The sequence below is a fragment of the Hallella faecis genome, assembly GCF_018789675.1.
Taxonomy (GTDB): Bacteria; Bacteroidota; Bacteroidia; order Bacteroidales; family Bacteroidaceae; genus Prevotella; species Prevotella faecis.
Map to the genome: position 1 here is coordinate 26106 of NZ_JAHKBE010000021.1, position 22497 is coordinate 48602.

Here is a 22497-nt window from a genome sequence, read left to right on the forward strand (position 1 = left end):
GCTACCTCGTAACTGAACATTTTCAATCTAACCTAAATAACATGACATTCCGCAAAACAATTCTGGGAATCGTTTTCTGTCTGTTGTCGGCTGTGGCTGTGGCAGACAATGTTTATGACATCCGTCCCGTGCCGCAGCAGCAAGAACGTCTGCAGGGCGTGGCTACGCTTGCCGGACATGTGAACGTGGTTGCAGGTGCAGGCATCGACGGCTACACCATCGACCGTGCCAAGGAGGTGCTCACCGAGCACGGACTGACGCCTGTGGTGACACGTAAGGCCAAGAAGGGCGCCAACGTGCTCTACCTCGGCGTGAACGGCAGCAAGGACCTCGCCGACCGCGAGGCACAGCGCCTGGGCCTGAAGCGCGACGTGTTCAAGCAGCCTAAGTATGACCGCCACGCGCTCACCGTGCGCCAGGAGGGCAATGCCGCTGAGGTGCTGATCCTCGGCGAGTCGACCGACGCCGTGTTCTGCGGACTGGCGTCGCTCGAGCAGATGCTCGACCAGGCACAGGGCGGAAAGCTCAGCTGCGTTGACATCTACGACTATGCCGACACGCAGTATCGTGGCGTCATCGAGGGCTATTATGGTGTGCCCTATTCTAAAGAGGTGACGGCAGACCTCTTCCGCTTCATGGCACGCTACAAGATGAACACATACATGTATGGCGCCAAGAGCGACCCCTACCACTCACAATACTGGGACAAGCCTTATCCCGAGACCATCACTCCGGAGCAGCAGGAGGTGGGTATGCTCACCGAGGGCATGATGCGCCAGCTTACCGACGTGGCACACCGCACCAAGGTAAACTTCATCTGGGCCATTCACCCGGGACAGGCGTTCACCGACAAGAGCCAGGAGAATGTGCTCGACCGCATCATGGGCAAGCTGCGCCTCATGCACAAGCTCGGCGTGCGCCAGTTTGGTGTGTTCGTGGATGATGTAGGCGTGCCTTCCGACTCAGCCGTGCTGGCCCTCAACGCCAACCGTCTCACACAGTTGCAGCAGATGATCGACAAGGAGTGGAACGGTCGAAAGGCCCTCGCCGCCGACACGGTGAAGCCCCTCCACTTCGTGCCCCAGCTCTACGCCTTCTCGTGGGTCAACCGCCAGCAGGGCGAGCGCTTCTTCAACTCGCTCAGCAGCACGCCGAAGAAGGTGTGCATCTACATCACGGGCCGTGCCGTGTGGACCGTGCCCAACTCGGAGGATCCCAAGCTGGTGAGCTCATGGCTCGGTCGCGACGTGGCATGGTGGTGGAACTACCCCTGCAACGACAACGACATGAACAAGATCTTCCCGCTCGACACCTATCGCAACTTCGACGATGAGGCACACATCGACCGCCACGCTACGCTCGTGCCCGACCTCAAGGGGGTCAACACGCTCATCAGCAACCCCATGCAGCAGGGCGAGATCAGTAAGATAGCACTCTACAGCATTGCCGACTACGCTTGGCACCGTGCCGCCTTCGACAACGACGCCTCATGGATGGCATCGCTCAAGGCCATCTTCGGCGAGCGCGCCAAGGCCGCTTTCCGCCTGTTGCCCCTCACCCGCCACTACGACACCAACACCCGTCTGGCCGACTGCATCCGCCAGTGGAAGGGCAAACCCCACTGCCGCAAGGGTGTGAAGGCCCTCATCGACGAGCTCGAGAGCCTCCAGGCCGATGCCAAGACGCTGGCCGAGATGGGACAGTCGGAGAACGAGTCGGACCGTCTGCTCTGGCATGAGCTGCAACCCTACGTGGAGAAGGTGGGCGACATGTGCGCCATCGTGAAGACGCTCGTGAGTCCCGACGCCACCGACGCTCAGCGCCAGCAGGCGCGCCAGCAGGCCGCACAGCTCGACAAGAGCCCGAAGTATCAGTTCTCGGTGCTCAACGGCATGGGCAACGACATCAAGCTCTCGAAGCGTGTGGCTGAGCCCGCCGCCAAGCTGCTCCGCCCCTTCGTAGACCAACTGGTGGCCGCCGAGCGCGTTGGGGTGTGTGAGCACAACCACGAGCAGGCCGAGAAATAACCAGTTAAAAAGCATTTTATTATTACCTATTTATAATACCAATATGAATATTAAAAAAACATTCATGGCGGCTCTCTGCGCCGTCATGCTGCTGCCTGCAACGGCAGTGGCTCAGTTCAACTGGCCTTACGAGGTGAAGAATGGCGTCATTGTGACGAAGGTGCCTGAGCGCCCCGCTGGTCAGAAAGATGCGCTCAATCTCACCACTCCCAAGATCAATGTGCTCCGCGTGGGCTTCGTGGGTTTGGGCATGCGTGGTCATGAGGCCGTTCGCCGTTGGGTTTATCAGGAGGGTGTGCAGATCATGGGTCTGTGCGACCACGAGCAGGCTCGCGCCGAGGCTTCCAACGAGCAGCTGCGCCAGGCTGGTCTGCCCCCCGCAACGCTCTATAGCGGCGAGGACGGCTACAAGGCTCTCTGCGAGCGCCCCGATGTGGACCTCATCTACATCGCCGTAGACTGGGAGCACCACTTCCCCGTGGCTAAGTATGCCATGGAGCATGGCAAGCACGTGGCCATAGAGGTGCCGTCGGCCATGAACCTCGACGAGATCTGGCAGCTCATCAACCTCAGCGAGCAGAAGCGCGTGCACTGCATGATGCTCGAGAACTGCTGCTACGACTTCTTCGAGCTCAACTCATTGAACCTGGCTCAGAAGGGCCTCTTCGGTGAGGTGATCTTCGGTCAGGGCGCTTATCGCCACGACCTCGATCCTTTCTGGGATGCTTACTGGAAGCGCGACGCGAACGACAAGCTCGGATGGCGTCTCGACTATAACATGAAGTATCGTGGCGATGTTTATGCCACTCACGGCCTCGGCCCTGTGGCTCAGTGCATGAACATTCACCGTGGCGACCGTTTCACCATCCTCACTGCCATGGACACCAAGAGCTTCGCCGGTGTGAAGAAGGCTGAGAAGCGCCTCGGACATAAGGTGGACAACTTCCGCCAGGGCGACCTCACCAACACCATGATTCGCACGGAGCAGGGTAAGGTCATCCAGATCGTGCACGACGTGATGACTCCCCAGCCCTACAGCCGTATGTTCCACCTCGTGGGCACACACGGTGTGTCGAACAAGTATCCCGTGGAGGGCATCGCACTCGACAACGAGAGCCTTAAGAAGGCGGGCATCGACACCAAGACCAACTACTACAACGGTGAGGCTTTCCTCAACGACGCCGACATGAAGAAGCTCTACGCCAAGTATCAGAGCCCCATCGTCACCAAGTACACCGAGATGGCCAAGAAGGTCGGCGGTCATGGTGGTATGGACTTCATCATGGACTCGCGCTTGATCTACTGCCTCCAGCACGGTCTGCCCCTCGACATGGATGTTTACGACCTCGCTGAGTGGTGCTCGCTGGCCGAGCTCGGTTCTATCTCTATGGACAACAACTGCATTGGCGTTGAGGTTCCCGATTTCACCCGTGGCCACTGGAACGACCAGAAGGGCTACCGCCATGCTTTCGCCTCACCTGAGGAGGAGGCTGCTCAGGAGGCCGCCAACCACGAGTTTACCGTGAAGCTCAAGGCTACCGCTGAGAAGGCTTGGAAGAAGTACGACAAGAAGAACGCCAAGAACAAGAAGGTTGCTAAGAAGTAATAGCGACATAACGCGACAAACGGCCTCCGGCGCTCATGCTAATTGGCGCTGAGGTCCACGGTAAACAGCCCAAGGCCCACACTTAAGCCGTTTGTCACTGTAACGCCATCGGCGGCAGATGCCCTCCTTTCGAGGGCTCTGCCGCCGATATGTTGTTTTGCCGCATGGCATCTTCATTCCAATCGTTTCTGCCGTATGCTGAGCCACATGCACGGTGGTGTAAGAGGTCGGAAAACGAAAGTAGGAAGAAAACTATTTCGTTTTCCTCCTACTTGATTTTATAACTACTTACTTGGTATTCATACTTGTTAATCTTGCCTAAAATATGCGCTTACATCATGCAACATACCCCTTTTCCTTGTACCTTTGTATTGTATTAGAACTCGAAAACGTGATAATGGGGATGCTTCGCATGCTCGAAAACGTGATAATGGGGATGCTTCGCATACTCGAAAACGTGATAATTAGAGTGTTTTGCGTGTTCGAAAACGTGATAAGAACTATTGTTGTTCATTATTAATGTAAGGAATAATCATGAAGAGGAAAATCTATAACGAGATGCTTCTGTGGAAGCAGAATGCTCAAGGAAAGTCTGCTTTAATGATAGATGGAGCTCGTCGAATAGGTAAAAGCTATATTGTTGAAGAATTTGCCAAGAATGAATATAAGTCATATATTTTGGTAGATTTCAATAATGCAGATGATAACTTGATAGAAATCTTTAATAAGTATCTGGGGAATTTAGATGTATTCTTCAGCTATCTTGCTTTGTATTATAATGTCACGTTATATCATCGAGATACGCTTATTGTATTTGATGAGGTTCAGCTTTATCCTAAGGCGCGTGCAGCTATTAAATATTTGGTAAAAGATGGGCGTTATGATTATATAGAGACAGGTTCTCTGGTAAGCATCAATAGGAATGTGAAAGATATTGTTATTCCGTCGGAAGAACATCGTATTAATATGTTTCCTATGGATTTTGAAGAATTTCTTTGGGCTGTAGGAGATGAGCAGCTAATGCCATTTATGCGTATGTGCTTTGAAAAGAAGCAAAAGCTTGGTCCTCTACATCGTAAGGCTATGAGCCATTTTAGGCATTATATGATAGTTGGAGGAATGCCACAAGCTGTAGCGGAATATGTAGAAACCAATGATTTTATGAAGGTCGATATGGTGAAGCGTAATATCCTTTCACTCTATAAGGCTGATATTGAGAAATATGCTGTCGGCAACGAAATTAAGGTAAAGGCTATTTTTGATGAGATACCATCTGCTTTGAGTAGGCATGAAAAGAAATTCCGCTTGGCATCAATTAGCGATAAGGCGCGTTATCGTGAATATGAATCTTCATTCTTTTGGTTAGCTGAGTCAAGAGTGGTGAATATCTGTTACAACTCTACAGCTCCAGATATTGGTTTGAGAATGAATGAGGAACGAACAACGTTGAAGTGCTATATGGCTGATACAGGTCTTTTGATAAGTCATGCTTTTAATCTTAAGACTATTATGGGAAATGAGCTTTATCTGAAATTAGCTTTAGGTAAACTTGAGGTTAATGAAGGTATGTTGGTAGAGAATGTTGTGGCGCAGATGTTAAAAGCATCAGGGCATGAATTGTTTTTCTATTCTAATAATTCTAAATATAGTGCAGAAGATAGAATGGAGATAGACTTCTTGGTTTCTAAACCTGTTATAACAAATCGCCATAACATATCCCCTATAGAAGTTAAATCTTCTAATAGTTATACGATAACATCATTAAACAAGTTGAGAACTAAGTTTGCTCCGATGCTTGCCGAATCGTATGTACTTCATCCTGCAGATGTTGAAGTTAAAGATGGAGTTGTGTATCTTCCTCTGTTTATGGCGAGTCTATTATAGATGTTGGTACCAAAAAACTCTGCAATAATCGTTCATGCAATAGTAAATCTTTTGCATGAACGATACAACAAAGGGAGGCAAATCGCGATGAATGCGGTTTGCCTCCCTTCGGTTATGTGGTAAAGTCCCATGCCGTGTGCCTTATAGGGTTGCTGGCCGGGTTGCCTGTTGGTGTTAGCCTATCTGCCACCAGTGGCGCTTGCGTGGGCGCTCGTCGGCGGACGATTGCCCCATGCTTTCGCGCAGCAGCTGGGTGTAGGTTTTGTGGTCGTGCAGGATCTGGTAAATCTGTCCCCAGTCGGGCAGGCCGGCTATGCCTCGGTCGTCGATGAAATAGTCGGCTTTGATCTTACGGCTGAAGTGGTTGTTCTTGTCGATCTCCTCCTCGGGGTAGTCGCGGTTCACGGCCCAAAACTCCACGCCGCGCTCGCGGCACCAGTCGATGGCCTCCTGCAGCTTGTCGCCCTCGCGCACCGTCCAGAGGATGAGCTGGTGGCGATCCTTGATGAGCATGCGCAGGGTCTCGGTGGCGAAGGGCCGCTCCGGCCCGATGGCGGGGTAGCGGTCCTCCACAATGGTTCCGTCAAAGTCGATGGCGATGGTCATGTGTTGTCGTTTTGGTTGATTTCTGGTTTCCCACTCATGACCTGCGCCTTAGCGCTTCACGGATGTGTCGTTCTTGTCGCCGTAGTGGCTGTTGGCGTAATTGCCGTAGGTGCCATAGTGGCCATACGAGCCGTAAGAACCATACTTGCCATACTTGCCGTAAGCGCCATAGCGGCCGTAGCGTCCGTAGTGGCCATACTTGCCGTAGCCGTAATAGTAGCCATACTTCTTCTTCGACATGTCGATGCCGTTGATGACGATGCTCATCTTAGGCAACTTGCGCTCGTTGCTCAGGCCGTTGATCATGTCGAAGCTCTCCTTCGGCGTGTAGTCGGCGCGGCAAACGTAGACGGTGGCGTCGGCGATGCGGCCAATCTGCAGCGTATCGGTCACCAGACCCACAGGGGCGGTGTCGACGATGATGTAGTCGTAGTGCTTGCGCAGCTCCACGAAGATGTCGTCGAGGCTCTTGCGTGCCACGAGCTCAGCGGGGTTCGGCGGAATGACGCCGGCCATGAGCACATTGAGGTTGTTGTTGATGCCCGATGAGAGCGTCTGTGCCTCAATGTCCTCCCACGTGGGATGGTCCTTCACCAGGAGGCTGGTGATGCCATGCTGCTTGTCGTCGATCTCAAGCAGTTCGGCCAAGCGCGGCTTACGGATGTCGAGACCCACGAGCAGCACCTTCTTGCCCAGCAGGGCGAACGACACGGCGAGGTTGGCGGCGTTGAACGTCTTACCCTCACCCGAGGTTGACGACGTGAACATGATGACCTTCTCGTTCTCGGTCATCATAAACTGCAGGTTGGTGCGCATGGAGCGGAAGATCTCCTCCATCTGGTTGTTCTTGTTCTCGTGCACCACGATGTCGGCCTTGGTCTTGGCGGTCTCGGATGCCACGGCCACATCGGCGAGGATGGGCAGGGTGGTGAGGCGAGCCACATCGTCGTGACCTTCGATCTTATAGCGGAAGAACTGGATGAGCATCAGAACGACGGCAGGGATGGCCAGCGCTATGACGAGCGCCATGACCATGATGACCGGCTTCTTGGGGCTTACGCGGCCGCCCGAGGCGGGCTGGTCGATGAGCTTACCCTTGTCGGCCGTGGCGGCGAGCGAGATGGAGTTCTCCTCGCGCTTCTGCAGCAACATGAGGTACAGGCCCGACTTCACCTCCTGCTGGCGACCAATCTGTGTCAGCATGCGCTCCTGCTCGGGCGTCTCGCCCACCTGGCCCTGGTACTTGCCGTACTGTGAGGCCACGGAGTTGCGCTGGATGTCCATGCTGCGGCGAGCCTGGTTGAGGGCGCGCTTGATGGCGCGGTCGAGGTCGTCGAGCTGCTGTGTGAGCGGCAGAACGGAGGGCGATGTCTCGCTGGCGCTCTGCAGCAACAAGTTGCGGCGCTGCACCAGTTCGTTGTAGCTGTTGATGAGCGTGGTAGAGCTCTGGTCGGACAGTCCTACGTTAGAGGGCAGCGGCTGGTATTTGTTGGAGGGGTTGTTGATGTATGAGCGCATCTCGTCGAGCAAGGCCACCTGTGTGTTGGCCTCGGAGAGGCGCTGGGCATACTGGTCGGCGTTGGTCACGGCCTGTCCGGCGTTCATCTTCAGCTCCACCATGTTGTTGCGGCGCTTGTAGTTCTCCAGGGCGCCCTCGGTGTTGCCGAGCTCGGCGTTGATCTTCTCCAGACGGCCGTTGATAAACTCCTCGGTGCGCATGGCGATCTCGTTCTTGTCCTCGTTGGCCTGGCGGTTATAGCAGATGGCCAACTGCTGCAGGTAGTCGACGGCGCGCTGCGGGTCCTCGTCCTTCAGGGTGAGCTGGGCGATGGTTGTGGTCTTGCTGGTCTGCGACACGGAGAGCGCGCCTACATATTTATATGAGGCCTGCTTGGGTGAGAGCATCACCACCTTCATCTTCGAGCCGTCGACCATGGGCACCACGCTGTTGTTGGTGAAGCTCAGTATGCCGGCCTTCGTGCCGATGGTGGCGGGCAGCTGGCTGATGGTCTTGTCGATCTCGTAGGGGCCGTCGGCGGAGTTCTCGTTGACGGGAACATAGTAGGAGCCCTTGACGTGATACTTGTTGCCCATGCGCTGGATCTCGAGGCTCACGGGCGCGTTGAGGTGCTCCAGGTGAGCGGGGTCCATGTCGACGCTGATGTATTGGTCTTTGTACATTAGGTTGGCCTTCACCTTACCCACCGAATAGTAGGTGGTGTAAAGCTTGAGGTCTCTCACGGCCTGCTCGGCGAGCGAGTGCGACGTGAGGATCTCCATCTCGTTGTCGATACCGGTAGAGTTGGAGATCAGACCGAGCGTCTGCGAGTTGAGCAGGGCCGACGTGCGGTTGCTGCCCGACTGCTGGTCGTTGTCCTTGATGAGCAACTTGGCGTAGGCCTGATACACCGGTGTGGCATAGCGCAGGTAAACGAAAGCCAAGCCGAGGCAGATGATGACCGAAAGGACGAACCATTTCCAGTTGAGTACCAGCGTGCGGTAGATCAACCCAAAGTTGATGGCAGATGATTCTTCCTCTGGCGTGGCAACCTGTGCCACTTCCACGGTTTTGTTTTCTTCCATATTATTTGTTTTATCCAATTATTTGTCGTTGTTATCCTCCTTGTCGCCGCTTGTCGTCGGGGCGACAGGGTTGTGCTTACTAAGAGAAACCACCCGTCGCCCGCCAATGACTGGTGTGGGGCCGTCGGCGAGCGGTGTGGGAATGTGGGGTTAGCCCTCGTCGGCCAACCGCAGCAGGTATTGTCCGTAATTGTTCTTCGCCATGGGCTTCGCCGTTTGGCGCAGCTCCTCGCGACTGATCCATCCCTGCTTGAAGGCGATCTCCTCCAGGCAGGCCACCTTCAGGCCCTGGCGCTTCTCGATGACCTCGATGAAGGTGCTGGCCTCCGACAGGCTGTCGTGGGTGCCGGTGTCGAGCCATGCGAATCCGCGCGGCAGGGTCTTCACCTTCAGGGCGCCCTGCTGCAGGTATTCCTGGTTGACTGTGGTGATCTCAAGCTCACCGCGTGGGCTGGGCTTGATGTGGCTGGCGATGTCAACCACGCTGTTGGGGTAGAAGTAGAGTCCCACCACGGCGTAGTTGCTCTTGGGATGCTCGGGCTTCTCCTCGATGCTCAGGCAGTTGCCCTCGCTGTCGAACTCGGCCACGCCGTAGCGCTCGGGGTCGTTCACCCAATAGCCAAACACGGTGGCCTTGCCGTTCTGCTCAGCCTCGGCCACGCACTGGCGCAGCATGCCTGTGAAGCCTGATCCGTAGAAAATGTTGTCGCCCAGCACGAGACACACGCTGTCGTCGCCGATAAACTCCTTGCCGATGATGAAGGCCTGGGCCAAACCATCGGGACTGGGCTGCTCGGCATACTCGAAATGCACGCCCAGCTCATGGCCGTCGCCCAGCAGGCGGCGGAAGCCCGGCAGGTCGTAAGGCGTTGAGATGATGAGAATGTCGCGGATGCCTGCCAACATCAGGGCCGACACCGGATAGTAGATCATGGGCTTGTCGAAAATGGGGATGAGCTGCTTGCTCACGCCCTTCGTAATGGGATAAAGACGGGTTCCACTTCCCCCCGCTAATACAATTCCTTTCATTGCTTGTAAATGAGCTAAATATGGGTACCTATATTTCTTCGGCAAAGATACAATATTTAATTGGATTGTGAACCCATTTGACAGATAAAAAGATAATAAATGTTTTGTTTTCTCATCATTATGTTGTATTTTTGCACCCAACCAATCATGTACCACCAAGCAAAATAGTTTGAAAAAAATATTATGGGATTATTATCTAAGATTTTCGGCTCTAAGCAGTCGGAAGCCAAGACGGGCGGCATGGAAGATTTCATGACGCTTGTGCGCGTTTACTTTCAGGCGTCGCTGGCAGCCCAATTAGGCATTACCAACATCGGTATGCTGCCCGATCTGCGCCTCTTCAAGTCGACTCTGCATATCCCCACACAGAACAATAAGTTGGGTGTGGGCGAGAAGAGCCACTGCAAGAAGATGATGAAAGAAATTTACGGAACCGACGATTCCTTCTTCAAGGAGGTGGATCAGAGCATCCGTCGCAACTGTCACCGTCTTCCCGATGTGCAGGTGTACCTGGTGCAGTTCCAAAACTTCACGCAAGACCTGATGATGCTCATCGGCAACCTGATGAAGTTTAAGCTCCGCGTGCCGTCGATCTTCAAGAAGTCGATCTACACGATGACCGAGAAGACCGTTTCCGATATCTTCAACCGCAACGACTTCAGCGACGCTGGCGTGATGAAGACCGTGCTGGGCATCCGTCAGTACAACCAGCGCCTGGGCTTCTCGCAGAAGTGGGTTACCGACTTCGTTTTCCAGGTGGTGATGCTGGCCAAGAAGGAGCCGCGCCCCAAGGACGAGGACGTGGAGAAGGCCAAGGCCAAAATGTCGAAGTAAGCAGGCTGCAAGGGGTTGAGCCCTTGTGCCCCAAACCATAGGCGCTCCGCTTTGTCTTCTGCAAGGAAGACAGGGCGGAGCGCCTTTCTTCCCTTTTTCTCTCGCTTTCTTCTCCTTTCTCTCGCTTTCTTCTCCTTTTCTATTGCTTTTCCTCGCTTTCTTTCCTTTTTCGCAGCTTTTCTTCTCTTTTTCTCTTATTTTTCTCGCTTTTCCCATGATAGCCATAGGAATAAGCGGCCAAAAGCGCTATCTTTGCCAAAGAAATGTTTTGCCGCATATTTGCGGCAACCGCTATTGCCATCAACCGCTATTGCCATCAACCCTAATAAGCTATGAACCATCCATCTGAAAGCCCTGACCGTACGCTTTGGCGCGCCACCGACACCACGCGCCACCATCGCGAGAACCTATGGAACTATAAGGGACGGGGCTTTTACCATTTTACGCTCAATGTGGAGGGGCGCTATCCGCTGTTCGGGCGCTTGGAGGGCGACAGTGCCGAGGAGGCGCACATCGTGCTCAGCGCGTTTGGCGAGGGGGTGGCGCGGTTGTTTCGTGGCATCCCGATGCATCAGGCGCAGCGGGGATGCACCATTCGGGTGCTCGCCCTGTGTGTCATGCCCGATCACCTGCATGGGGTGTTGCGTGTGGTGGAACCGATGCCTAAGAGCGTTGGGGAGGTGATACGGGGCTTCAAGAGTGCGTGTACGTCGCTCTATAAACGGGAGTTTGCCGAGGGCGACACGGCCTTTCGACCGTTCTTCATGCGCCATCAGAGCATCTGGGAGTTTATGCACGCTGGCTATCATGAGCGCATCATGCACCGCACGGGACAGTATAAGAACATGGTGGCCTACGCACTCGATAACCCTCGGCGACTCTGGTTGAAGACGCGCCACCCCAACCTCTTCTGCATGCGCCACCAGTTGTCGCTGCGCTTCACCAACGAGGAGGGACAGATGGTGGACTGGCGGTTTCGTGCCTTGGGTAACCTGTTTCTGCTCGATGCGCCGCTGAAGCAGGAGATACAATGCTCGCGAAGCCTTGATGAGGCGCAACTGAGAGATTACCTGACCAGCAAGGAGGAGCAGGCGTGTCAGGGCGCCGTCAGCGTGTCGGCGGCCATCAGCCAAGGCGAGAAGGTGGTGTGCCGGCGGTTGCGCGAGGCCCACCACCCCTTGGTCATCCTGCTGAAAGACGGGTTTCCTGCGGAGCACTCGCCCCACGAGCGGTTCTACAAGCCCGGAGGTGTGTATTTCGACGCATGCGCCGCCGGTCGCCTCTTGCTGCTGGAGCCCAACAAGCCCACCTTCGCAGATAAGGATATCAGCGCCGCCGTGTATCGGCGCTCGCCCCAGGCACCACCCGAGAGCTTGCGCTACCAGTTCTTGGCGCTCAACCGCATAGCATGGGTTATTGCCAACGCAAAGGGCACGTGGGGGCTGTGATGGCTGGGTGGCGAGAGGCTGGGGCATGCGGTGGTGATGGCTGGGTGGTGATGGCTGGGTGGCGAGAGGCTGGGGCAAATATGCCCCAGAAATTTTTGCCATATATTTGCAGCAACTGCAAGAGGGCAACCGCAGGGCGGCAGCTGCCTTTTGCTTGCCTTGCTTTAGCCTTTTGCTTCCCTTGCTTTGCCTTTTGCTTGCCTTGCTTTGCCTTTTGCTTCCCTTGCTTTTGCCCATCGCTTGCCTTGCTTTGCCTTTTGCTTCCCTTGCTTTGCCTTTTGCTTGTTTTGCCCATCGCTTCCCTTGCTTTTGCAAAATAATGGGTGGGAACGGGTGGTTACTCGGATATTCTTTGTACTTTTGTTGTCGAAAAAACAACAACTACAAAACGACGCTATCATGCAAACAATCAGAACCGCTATTTTTGCTCTTCTTTGCGTGTCGCCCGCCCTTGGCTGCTTGGCCCACACGCAACAATCGAAGGCTCGTTTCCAACAAGAGATTAGTAGTGCAAATGCCGGCAATCCTGCCGCTGGCCTAAGTGCCACGGGCGAAGCCGTGGCTATGAGTGGGGACATTCAGGCCGCCTCGGCTTTCTCGCCAGTCTCTGCCGCCCCTGCGTCGAAGGCTGCCCGCGAGGTGTTTAAGGTGGACAACCCCGATATGACGCTCAGTCCCTACACGGGCATGACGCGCCGCCACTGGATTGCCGCAGGCGAATACCTGTTGAAGGGCGCCTTCAGTTACATCCACTGCCTCGACGACCAGATGTATTTCCCCAAGGAGTTGGAGAAGACCTATCCGCGCGACGAGGGGCAGATTCACGTGGCGAAGCTCGAGGGCTTGGCGCGCACGCTCTTCATCGCCGCTCCGCTGCTGAAGGACAACCCCTCGCTGACCCTCAACGGCATTGGCGTGGCCGATTACTACCGCCATCAGTTGGTGAACCTCACCAACCCCGACAGTCGCAGCTACATCGCCCACCGCACGGGTGGTCCCAGTCAGACGTTGCTCGAGCTGGGATCGCTCTGCATCTCGATGAAGGGAGCGCAGAGCGTGCTGTGGGATCCGCTCACCAAGGAGCAGAAGGACGCGCTGGCCTCGCTCATGCTGAGCTATGGCGAGGGCCCCACCATTGGCAGCAACTGGATGTTCTTCAACGTTTATATCCTCAGTTTCTTCAAGGACCAGGGCTATAAGGTCGATGAGGGCAAACTGGTGGGCTGGCTCAACAAACTGCTCGACCGCTACAAGGGCGAGGGCTGGTACAACGACGCCCCCGCCTACGACTATTATAGCATGTGGGCGTACCAGAGCTACGGTCCGCTGTGGGCTGAGCTGTTTGGCAAGCACCAGTATCCCGACATCGCCCGTCGTTTCATCGACAACGAGCACGACCTCGTGGCCAACTATCCCTATATGTTCGCCCGCGACGGTCGCATGAACATGTGGGGCCGCAGCATCTGCTACCGCTTCGCCGCCGTCACGCCGCTGCCGCTGCTCGAGTATGCGGGCTTCGACGATGTGGACTACGGATGGATGCGCCACATTGCCTCCGCCTCACTGCTGCAATTCCTCACCAACCCCGACTTCCTGGAGAACGGCATTCCCACGATGGGCTTCTATGGCCCGTTTGCCCCGGCCGTGCAGATCTATAGCTGCCGTGGCAGCGTCTATTGGATCGGCAAGGCGTTCCTCGGCCTGCTGTTGCCCGCCAACTCGAAGTATTGGACGGCCACAGAGAGCGAAGGCCCATGGAAGAACGCATTGAAGCCCGGCCATGTGTATAACAAGTTCCAGCCCGGATCGACCCTCCTCATCACCAACTACCCCAACTGCGGTGGCTCGGAGATGCGCTCGTGGTGCCACGAGACGGTGGCTGGCGACTGGCAGAAGTTCCGCAGCTCGGAGAACTACAACAAGTTGGCCTACAACACCGAGTTTCCCTGGATGGCCGATGGCAAGAACGGCGAGATCTCGATGAACTACGGCACGAAAAACAAGAAGGGCGAGTGGGAGGTGTTGCGCCTCTACACGTTCAAAAGCTTTGAGCAGGGCGTGTACCGCCGCGACGCGGTGCTCGAGACCGACACCGCCGTGCGCTACCAGTTGGCCGACATACCCCTTCCCGACGGCATCCTGCGTGTGGACCGCGTGTCGGTAGGCGCCCCCACCGACATCACGCTGGGCCATTACACCCTGCCGCAACCCGGCCACGCCAAGTTGCCTGCCGCCGTGCGCACCGTGGGCAAGCACCAGGCTACAACCGTTACAGGCACCGACTACACGCTGGCCATGGTGCCGCTGATGGGATGGGACCAGCCCGCCGAGGTGATCTATCCCAAGGGCCTCCATCCGGTGAGCAACGTCTGTGCCCTACCTACGTTGCGCCAGCACGTGGAGGGCACCCGCATCTTCGTGACGCTGCAACTGTGGAAGAAGGGCGCTTCGTTCACCGACCGCGAGTTGCAACCCGTGAAGGCCGTGAAGGTGAGCAGGGATCAGCGAACCGTAGTGGTGACCCTGGTCACGGGCGAGAAGAAGACCGTGAGATTCTAACCGATACGTTTGCGCCCCTTGCCTATATAATATAGGTGAGGGGCCATGTAATAAACAGGTGCAGGGCGTGCGAATAGGCCCTCCGCCAAGAGCCAAAAACATTGCGCCCCCACGACCAGATGGCCGTGGGGGCGCTTGCTTGTTGTTCTATTGAAACCTAAAAACGGCAATCGCCTCATCGCGAGGATGAGAGCGAAGGCCGACAAACCGCCTCTCGCTGTCGCATGCAAAAATGTGCATCCACTTATCCCCCCGTGCAGTGCGACGAGGCATGTGTTTGTGTAGCGCAAATTTATAGTTTAGTTTTCATGTTGGCAAATGTTTCGACGGTTAGTTTCTTCTCTTGCCTTGAAATCGAGTTTATTTGTCGATACCCGTGCTTAAACGTCAGGGCGCTATCCCCCACCTTGTTGCCGACAAATGGAGGATAGCGCCCAGATGTTACTTCACCGCAACGACCACCGACTTGCCGGAGGCGAGACGGATGATGTTGAGGCCCTGACGGGGACTGTTGAGGCGGCGGCCCTGCAGGTCATAGTAGGCCTTGGGCTCATCCTGCAGGCGGTCGGCGTTGACAGTTTCGATGCCCGTCTTCTCGGCACCCGATACCTGCGCAGTGGGGTGGGATGGCTTCGCCGCGCCTGCTGCAATCTGCTTGAAACAAACTGAAAAGAATCCAATAGATCCTAAAAACCCACCTGTTTCGGTCTAATGACCGTTGAGGGTTGAAAGAGCAGGTCGGTTGGCATTTCCCAACAAGCCAAAAGACCCAAACGGCTCGGTGGTGTGAGCGGTTTGGGTCTTTTAGGATGTGGGCTTGCCGTTTGGCGCACCCTCGTTATGCCGTGTGGTTAGAACTCGCTGGTGAAGTGGAACTTGATGTGGGTGAAGTCTTGCTGCGCCATGGAGAGCACGTAGCTCGAGTCGGCGAGGAACACGTCGCGTCCCTCGATGTCCTTGGCCATGTATTGGTACTTGCGCTTCTTGAAGTTGTCGAGCTCGGCAGCGTCGTCGCTCTCAATCCAGCAAGCCTTGTAGAGATGCACGGGCTCCCAGCGGCACTTGGCGTTGTACTCGTGCTCCAGGCGATACTGGATGACCTCAAACTGCAACTGTCCGACGGTACCGATGATGCGGCGGTTGTTGAACTGGTTGACGAACATCTGCGCCACACCCTCGTTCATGAGTTGCTCGATGCCCTTCTGGAACTGCTTCGACTTCATGGGGTCGTCGTTCTCGATATACTTGAAGAGCTCGGGCGAGAACGAAGGCAGTCCGCGGAAATGCAGGTCCTCGCCCTCGGTGAGCGTGTCGCCGATCTTGAAGATGCCGTTGTCGGGCAGTCCCACGATGTCGCCGGGATAAGCCTCGTCGACTGTGCTCTTTCGCTGCGCCATGAACTGTGTGGGCGATGAGAAGCGCACGGTCTTGTCGAGTCGCACGTGCTTGTAGGGTGCGTTGCGCACAAACTTGCCTGAGCACACCTTGCAGAAGGCGATGCACGAGCGGTGGTTGGGATCGATGTTGGCTGTGATCTTGAAGATGAATCCCGTGAACTTGGGGTCGGTGGGCTCCACCATGTGCTCCTCGGCCTTGGTGGGGCGTGGGCTGGGCGCTATCTCCACGAAGCAGTTGAGCAGCTCCTGCACACCGAAGTTGTTGAGGGCCGATCCGAAGAACACGGGCGCCACCTCGGCGTTGCGGTAGCTGTCGACGCTAAACTCGGGGTATACGCCGTCCACCAGCTCCAGGTCGTCGCGCAGGCGCTCGGCCTCTTTCTCGCCCACATGTGTGTCGAGCTCATTGCTGTTGATGTCGACCGCCACCTTCTCGGTTACGCGTTGCTTGTTGGGGGTGAAGAGGTTGAGCTGCTGCTCGAAGATGTTGTACACACCCTTGAACTTGGCACCTTGGCCGATGGGCCACGACAGTGGGCGCACATGGATCTGCAGCTCCTCCTCGAGCTCGTCGAGCAGGTCGAAGGGGTCGCGTCCCTCGCGGTCCATCTTGTTGAGGAAGATGATGACGGGTGTGTTGCGCATGCGGCACACCTCCATGAGCTTACGTGTCTGCGCCTCCACACCCTTGGCCGAGTCGACCACGATGATGGCCGAGTCGACGGCTGTGAGCGTGCGATAGGTGTCCTCGGCGAAGTCTTGGTGACCCGGTGTGTCGAGGATGTTCACCTTGTAGGGTTCGCCCTCCTGTCCCTCGGGCAGGTAGTCGAACTCCATGACCGACGTCGACACCGAGATGCCGCGCTGCTTCTCAATGTCCATCCAGTCGGATGTGGCGGTCTTGCGTATCTTGTTGTTCTTCACGGCTCCGGCCACCTGTATCTGTCCTCCAAAGAGCAGGAACTTCTCGGTGAGTGTGGTCTTACCGGCGTCGGGGTGTGAGATGATGGCGAATGTGCGTCGCCTTTTGATTTCGTTAGCTATGCTTGCCATGTGTGTGATGGTAGTGTGTGTTTATTGTTGCTTGAGCAGGGCTGCCACGCATTTCTTGAGGCTGTCCTCCCAGTAGGGCACGTTGGTGCCGAAGGTCTGCTTGATCTTGGTTTTGTCGAGCACGCTGTAGGCGGGTCGCTTCACGGGCGAGGGGAACTCGTCGCTGTGGCAGGGCTGTATGTCGCAGGCGGTGTTTCCGGCCAGCTCGGCAATCTTCTTGGTGAAGTCGTACCATGAGGTGACGCCCTCGTTGGAGAAATGGTACACGCCCGAGTGGTTCTCAAACTTGCGGCCCTCCACGATGTCGAAGATGGCCTGTGCGAGGTCGCCGGCGTAGGTGGGCGTGCCGGTTTGGTCGAACACCACCTTGAGCTGCGGCTTGGTGGCTGTGAGCTGCATCATGGTCTTCACGAAGTTGTGTCCAAACTCCGAGTAGAGCCACGCCGTGCGTATGATGATGTGGTTGGCGCCCGATGCCTCGATGAGCTGCTCGCCGTGGAGCTTGGTCAGTCCGTAGACGCCCGTCGGTGTGCCCTTCTGCTCCTCTCGGCAGGGCGTGTTGTAGGGATCGCCTCCAAACACATAGTCGGTGCTGATGTGGACGAGCAGTCCGCCCACCTCTTTCATGGCCTGTGCGAGGTAGCCCGGCGCCGTGGCGTTGAGCGTCTCCACGATGGGTCCGGCCGTCTCCGCCTTGTCGACATTGGTCCACGCGGCACAGTTGATGATACACTGTATGTTCCCTTCGGCCACCACTCGGCGTATCTCGTCGAGGTTGGTGATGTCGAGTTTCTGGTAGCCCTCACACACGTCGGTGAAGGTGTAGCTGTCGGTTTTCGACAGCTTGCTGACCAGCTGCATCTCGTTTCCGAGCTGCCCGTTGGCTCCTGTTACAAGAATGTTCATGTCTATTGAGTGTTTTTGTGTGTCGTTGGGGTGGTGCTTGGCGGCTTATTCGTCGCCAAAGTCGAGCCCCTCGGTCCGATCCTTGATGTAATAATCGCTGAGCATGCCTATGAAGGTGGTAATCTCCTTGATGGCGCTCTCGGTTTCGTCCGACACGGGTTTCTGCTGCAGGCGCAGCAGCATCACGCCGTAGAGCGCGTCGAGGCAGTTCTCTATCTCGTTGACGTCCTTGTCGCCCTTGTTGCGCAGTTCCACGATGAAGGGCAGCACCTTGTAGTATTCGGCGTTGTAGAATGGGAACTTGCCCGAGAGCATGAGTTGGTTGTGCAGGTCGGCCAGGTCTTTCACGATGATCTTGTTGATCTGCAGGTGTCCCTCCTGGCGTCGTCCCTCCTCGTTCATCATGCGTATGAGGTTTCCGAACCAGTCGGTCTCCTCGTCTTTCTGCTCATCGGTGTAGTCGAACCGGTCGATGTACTCTCGCCTGATTCTTGCCAGTGAGCAGCCGTATGCTCGTATGAGATCTTCCATCTGCCACATGTAGAGCAGATATTCGGCGATCGATTTCTTTCTTAATTCTTGTGCGATAAACATTTCTGTGTAGCTAAATGTTGGGTGTGGCTTGTGCGGAATGTGGGCTTTCGGTGTGTTGTCCCGCCCCATTCCCCACGGTCAATACTGGAAAGTGTAGAGGTTGAAGACGGTGCCGATGAGCACCACGATGGAGAAGATGATGACGAGCGATCCTATGACCTTGTTGATGATGAGGATGCCCATCTCGTTGAAGCGTGTGCCGATCTTCGAGACCACCCACGTCAGTCCGTACCACCAGAGCAGCGCTCCGGCCACGATGCTGAGGTAGCCGGCGGCCATCTCCACCGGGTGGTTGGGGATGACGAACGCAAACTGGGCGAAGGTTGCCATGAAGAGGAAGATGATGAGTGGGTTTGAGAACGTAACGAGGAACGCCGTTATGCCGTTGTGGGTGAGCGATCCCCTCTTCTTCTGCCCGTCGCGCCCCATGGACTTCATGGGGTTCGATCGCCAGCAGTAAACGCCAAACACCATGAGCATGACGCTTCCCGATATCTGCAGCCAGAACTTGTTGGTGGGGTTGGTGATGAGATCCATGACGAAGCTCATGCCGAAGCCCGTGAAGAGGGCGTAGATAAAGTCGCTCACCGAGGCTCCCACACCTGTGATAAAGCCAAACCAGCGCCCCTTTTTCAAGGTGCGCTGTATGCATAAAATGCCTACCGGGCCCATGGGCGCGGAGGCGATGATTCCGATGAGCATGCCCTTGAGGATGAGTTCAAGGAGGTCGATGTGTAATTGTAGTGGCATCATTCAGCCTGCAAAGTTACGTCTTTTTCTTGGAACGCGCAAATCTTTGGTTGGTAGATTTCCGTTGGGTAATAGATAGTTAGCCGCGTTGGCGGGTGGCCTTATTCGGTTGAGAAATCGGCCACCACCTTTCGATAGGTTCTGTAGAGGCGTGTTCGGGTAATGTAGCCCTGCAGCACGTTGTTGATGTCGACCACGGGCAGCACGCTGGCGTTGGTGGTGTCGAACTTGCGCATCACCTCGGTCATGGGCTCGTTGCGGTAGAGTATGGCTGGCAGGGGTGTCATCACCTGGCTGGCCCGCATCTTCTGGTAGAGCTCGGGCCGGAACACGATGTTGCGAATCTTCGTCAGGTCGATCTCGCCCAGCAGTCGTCCGCCCTGGTCGAGCACGGGCAGGAAGGCGCTGTCGCTGTTGCTCAGCACGCTCACCACGCGCCCCAAGGGCATGTCGGGCTTCACGCTCACCACGTCTTTCTCCACGATGGCGTCCATGCTCATCAGCGTGAGCACGCTGTGGTCGGTGTGGTGGGTGACGAGCTTTCCCTCGCGCGCCAGTCGCATGGCGTAGATGCTGTGGGGCTCGAAGATGCTGATCACCATGACGCTCACCACGCTCACGATGAGCAGGGGCACGAAGAGCTGGTAGCCGCCCGTTATCTCGGCTATGAGGAAGATGCCGGTGAGCGGTGCGTGCATCACGCCGGCCATGACGGCCGCCATTCCCAGCAGGGTGAAGTTTTTCTCAGGGATGTAAACGCCGATCTGCTCCATGTTCCACAGGCGGGCGAAGAGGAAGCCGGCGAAGCCGCCCACGAAGAGCGAGGGTGCGAACGTTCCGCCGCATCCGCCGGCGCCGTTGGTCGACGAGGTGGCCACGATCTTCGTGAGCAGCACCATGGCCACGTAGAGCACCAGCAGGTCGGTGTGGCCGTAGAAGAGCGACCCGTCGAGCACATGGTCCCAGTCGCTCTCGGTCTTTCCGTTGAGCAGGATGACGAGGCTGTCCCATCCCTCACCATAGAGCGACGGGAAGAAGAAGATGAGCGTGCTGAGCACCAGTCCGCCCACGATGAGCTTGCGGTAGGGGTGTCGGCGCATGCGTGCGAACTGTCCCTCGCACCAGGTCATGCCTCGCATGAAGTAGAGGCTCACGAAGCCTCCGAACACGCCGAGCATCACGGTGGCGGGTATGCGTTCCACGCTCCACGCCGAGTCGAGCGTGAAGGAGAACATCGACTTGTCGCCCACGAGCAGGTAGCTCGTTACGTTGGCGGTGATGGTTGCTATGAGGATGGGCACGATCGACGACATCGTCATGTCGATCATGAGCACCTCGAGCGTGAACACCATGCCGGCGATGGGCGCCTTGTAGATGCCGGCCACGGCGGCGGCGGCTCCGCATCCCACGAGCAGCATGAGCTGTCGCTTGTCGAGCTTGAAGATTTGTCCGAGGTTGCTGCCTATGGCCGATCCCGTGAGCACGATGGGTGCCTCGGCTCCCACCGATCCGCCGAAGCCGATGGTGATGGCCGACGCCACGACCGACGTCCAGCAGTTGTGGCGCCGCAGTCGCGAGCGGTTGGTGGATATGGCGTATAGCACGCGTGTTATGCCATGCGATATGTTGTCGCGCACCACATATTTTATAAAGAGCGACGTGAGCCAGATGCCCACCACCGGGAAGAGCAGGAAGAGCACGTTGGCGGCGTCGGTTGCGAAGCCTTTCGTGAGCAGCTGCTGTATGAGGTGGATGATCCAATGGAGCAGGAAGGCTGCCACGGCTGCCAGGATGCCGACGAAGAACGCCAGCACCTGTGTGGTTTGCTTGTCTGTGAGGTTGCGTTGCCTCCAGGCTATCAGTTTTTCCAACATGGGCTTGCCTATGATGAGAGTAATGTTGTGCGCCCTCGGGGGCGCTGGGGGTTGGTTGATGTTATTTCCTGATGATGGTGACCTGTCCGTCCTGTCCGAGCTTCACGATCGAGCTTGGCTTGTGGGGCTTGTGCTCCTGTCGGCGCGCGAAGCACACATAGTCGGCCTGCTCCAGCAGTTCGGGCGCAATGTCGCAGTAGTTTTGCGCTGCGGGCTCGCCGCTGATGTTCACGCTGGTCGACACGAGCGCCTTCTGGAACCTGTAGCACAGTTCGTGCGAGAACGGCTCGCGTGTGATGCGCATGGCGATCGACCCATCGTTGGCGATGAGGTTGGGCGCGAGGTTCACGGCACCGTCGAGAATGATGGTCATGGGGTCGACGGCGGCGTCGAGCAGGTCCCATGCCACGGGCGGCACCTGTCGCACGTAGCGTTGCAGGCGCGCGTCGCTGTCGACGAGGCAGATGAGCGCCTTCGAGTCGTCGCGCTGCTTCATTTTGTACACCTTGGCTACGGCCTCTGGGTTGGTGGCGTCGCAGCCGATGCCCCACACGGTGTCGGTGGGGTAAAGAATGATGCCGCCCTCGCGGAGCACGCGGACGGCGTTGCGGATGTCTTCTTCCTGTGTCATTGAATGGATCGTTTTAGTAATGCCGCGCCGTGCCGCAACATGCGGTCGACGGGCCTGGGCACTAAACCATAAAAGTATGGGGTCCTACGAAAGGATAACGGCAAAATTACAAATTCCTTTTCGTCCACCCAAATGTTTCAGGCAAAATATTAGGTTCGTCCGGCATTTGGAGTGATTTGAGGATCGTGCCACTTCTAAGAGTTTTGGCCATATACTGCTTTCACAACGAATAGCTTATTTAGCCTCAGACGGCGTCGCTCGGCTCTGCCGCTTTCGTAGCGCCAGCGGAGAAAGAACAACGAATTTCCCAAATTTTCGAATTTTTTCTAATTGCGTTAGCTAAATTCGTTCAAATTGTTAATCGTAAAACGATTATATCAATTGGAGTTTCTGATTTAGGCAGGGTGGGCTTTGCTATGCATTATTGGCTTCACCTCAGCAATTCAAGCATGCTTGATTGCATTCGGTTTGAACGGGCTGAAAGCCCAATGAGCGCATAGCCCAGGGCAAGCGAAGCGACACCCTGGGTATGAATACAAACAACATACCCATTAACGCTCTGAAAGAGCAAAAGCGTAATAAATATGGCACAGTCACTGAGCAAAATCCACATAAGGATGAATGCTTTTGCCCTTCCAGGGCGCACCAATGAAAATACGATTAATACCCAGGGTGTCGCTTCGCTTGCCCTGGGCTATGCGCTTGTTGGGCTTTCA

General features: G+C 56.1%; 17 protein-coding genes. 7 read left to right on the forward strand and 10 right to left on the reverse strand.

Going from position 1 to position 22497, the window contains the following annotated elements; all coding sequences use genetic code 11:
- Positions 1 to 41: 41 nt before the first annotated feature.
- The 3 genes from KM934_RS06535 (at position 42) to KM934_RS06545 (ending at position 5517) form a co-directional block, all read left to right on the forward strand.
- Positions 42 to 2027, forward strand: a complete 1986-nt coding sequence (locus KM934_RS06535; protein WP_215759823.1) for a beta-N-acetylhexosaminidase family protein — start codon at positions 42 to 44, stop codon at positions 2025 to 2027.
- 43 nt (positions 2028 to 2070) lie between these two features.
- The gene (locus KM934_RS06540; RefSeq protein ID WP_215759824.1) at positions 2071 to 3633 is read left to right on the forward strand and encodes a Gfo/Idh/MocA family protein; all 1563 of its coding nucleotides are present in this window, start codon (positions 2071 to 2073) and stop codon (positions 3631 to 3633) included.
- A 534-nt stretch (positions 3634 to 4167) separates the two neighbouring features.
- Positions 4168 to 5517, forward strand: a complete 1350-nt coding sequence (locus KM934_RS06545) for an ATP-binding protein (protein WP_215759825.1) — start codon at positions 4168 to 4170, stop codon at positions 5515 to 5517.
- Between the two features lie 174 nt (positions 5518 to 5691).
- Here KM934_RS06545 and KM934_RS06550 read toward each other — a convergent pair whose 3' ends face one another.
- The 3 genes from KM934_RS06550 to rfbA all read right to left on the reverse strand — a co-directional run bounded on the left by KM934_RS06550 (position 5692) and on the right by rfbA (position 9735).
- Entirely contained in the window at positions 5692 to 6123 is a 432-nt protein-coding gene (locus KM934_RS06550) for a BT0820 family HAD-type phosphatase (protein WP_215759826.1), read from the reverse strand.
- 48 nt (positions 6124 to 6171) lie between these two features.
- A complete protein-coding gene (locus tag KM934_RS06555; RefSeq protein WP_215759827.1) occupies positions 6172 to 8706 on the reverse strand; it encodes a GumC family protein in 2535 nt (844 codons plus the stop codon).
- 150 nt (positions 8707 to 8856) lie between these two features.
- Positions 8857 to 9735, reverse strand: a complete 879-nt coding sequence (gene rfbA, locus KM934_RS06560) for a glucose-1-phosphate thymidylyltransferase RfbA (protein WP_215759828.1) — start codon at positions 9733 to 9735, stop codon at positions 8857 to 8859.
- Positions 9736 to 9918: 183 nt separating this feature from the next.
- Here rfbA and KM934_RS06565 point away from each other — a divergent pair, with 183 nt between their 5' ends.
- Positions 9919 to 10569: a hypothetical protein gene (locus KM934_RS06565; RefSeq protein WP_215759829.1), complete on the forward strand. Its 651-nt coding sequence runs from the start codon at positions 9919 to 9921 to the stop codon at positions 10567 to 10569.
- Positions 10570 to 10901: 332 nt separating this feature from the next.
- Positions 10902 to 12017, forward strand: a complete 1116-nt coding sequence (locus KM934_RS06570; RefSeq protein WP_215759830.1) for a transposase — start codon at positions 10902 to 10904, stop codon at positions 12015 to 12017.
- Between the two features lie 164 nt (positions 12018 to 12181).
- Here the strand turns inward: KM934_RS06570 and KM934_RS06575 are convergent, their stop codons facing one another.
- Positions 12182 to 12418 (reverse strand): hypothetical protein, encoded by a 237-nt coding sequence (locus tag KM934_RS06575; RefSeq protein WP_215759831.1) that lies wholly within the window; start codon positions 12416 to 12418, stop codon positions 12182 to 12184.
- A gap of 163 nt (positions 12419 to 12581) precedes the next feature.
- Here KM934_RS06575 and KM934_RS06580 point away from each other — a divergent pair, with 163 nt between their 5' ends.
- A complete protein-coding gene (locus KM934_RS06580; protein ID WP_215759838.1) occupies positions 12582 to 14576 on the forward strand; it encodes a DUF2264 domain-containing protein in 1995 nt (664 codons plus the stop codon).
- Between the two features lie 420 nt (positions 14577 to 14996).
- Positions 14997 to 15245, forward strand: a complete 249-nt coding sequence (locus tag KM934_RS06585; RefSeq protein WP_215759832.1) for a hypothetical protein — start codon at positions 14997 to 14999, stop codon at positions 15243 to 15245.
- A gap of 182 nt (positions 15246 to 15427) precedes the next feature.
- On the opposite strand, the gene KM934_RS06590 is transcribed toward KM934_RS06585, so the two are convergent.
- The 6 genes from KM934_RS06590 to KM934_RS06615 form a co-directional block, all read right to left on the reverse strand.
- Positions 15428 to 17026 (reverse strand): peptide chain release factor 3, encoded by a 1599-nt coding sequence (locus KM934_RS06590; protein ID WP_215759833.1) that lies wholly within the window; start codon positions 17024 to 17026, stop codon positions 15428 to 15430.
- 21 nt (positions 17027 to 17047) lie between these two features.
- Positions 17048 to 17932, reverse strand: coding sequence for a dTDP-4-dehydrorhamnose reductase (gene rfbD, locus KM934_RS06595; protein WP_215759834.1), 885 nt, complete (start codon positions 17930 to 17932; stop codon positions 17048 to 17050).
- Between the two features lie 45 nt (positions 17933 to 17977).
- Positions 17978 to 18526 carry a DUF4924 family protein gene (locus KM934_RS06600; RefSeq protein ID WP_215759835.1) on the reverse strand — a complete coding sequence of 183 codons (549 nt, stop codon included), beginning with the start codon at positions 18524 to 18526 and terminating at the stop codon, positions 17978 to 17980.
- A 78-nt stretch (positions 18527 to 18604) separates the two neighbouring features.
- On the reverse strand, positions 18605 to 19276 hold the full coding sequence (locus KM934_RS06605) for a LysE family translocator (RefSeq protein WP_215759839.1): 672 nt from the start codon (positions 19274 to 19276) through the stop codon (positions 18605 to 18607).
- A gap of 101 nt (positions 19277 to 19377) precedes the next feature.
- On the reverse strand, positions 19378 to 21150 hold the full coding sequence (locus tag KM934_RS06610) for a chloride channel protein (protein ID WP_215759836.1): 1773 nt from the start codon (positions 21148 to 21150) through the stop codon (positions 19378 to 19380).
- A gap of 61 nt (positions 21151 to 21211) precedes the next feature.
- Positions 21212 to 21781 carry an L-threonylcarbamoyladenylate synthase gene (locus KM934_RS06615; RefSeq protein ID WP_215759837.1) on the reverse strand — a complete coding sequence of 190 codons (570 nt, stop codon included), beginning with the start codon at positions 21779 to 21781 and terminating at the stop codon, positions 21212 to 21214.
- Positions 21782 to 22497 lie beyond the last annotated feature (716 nt).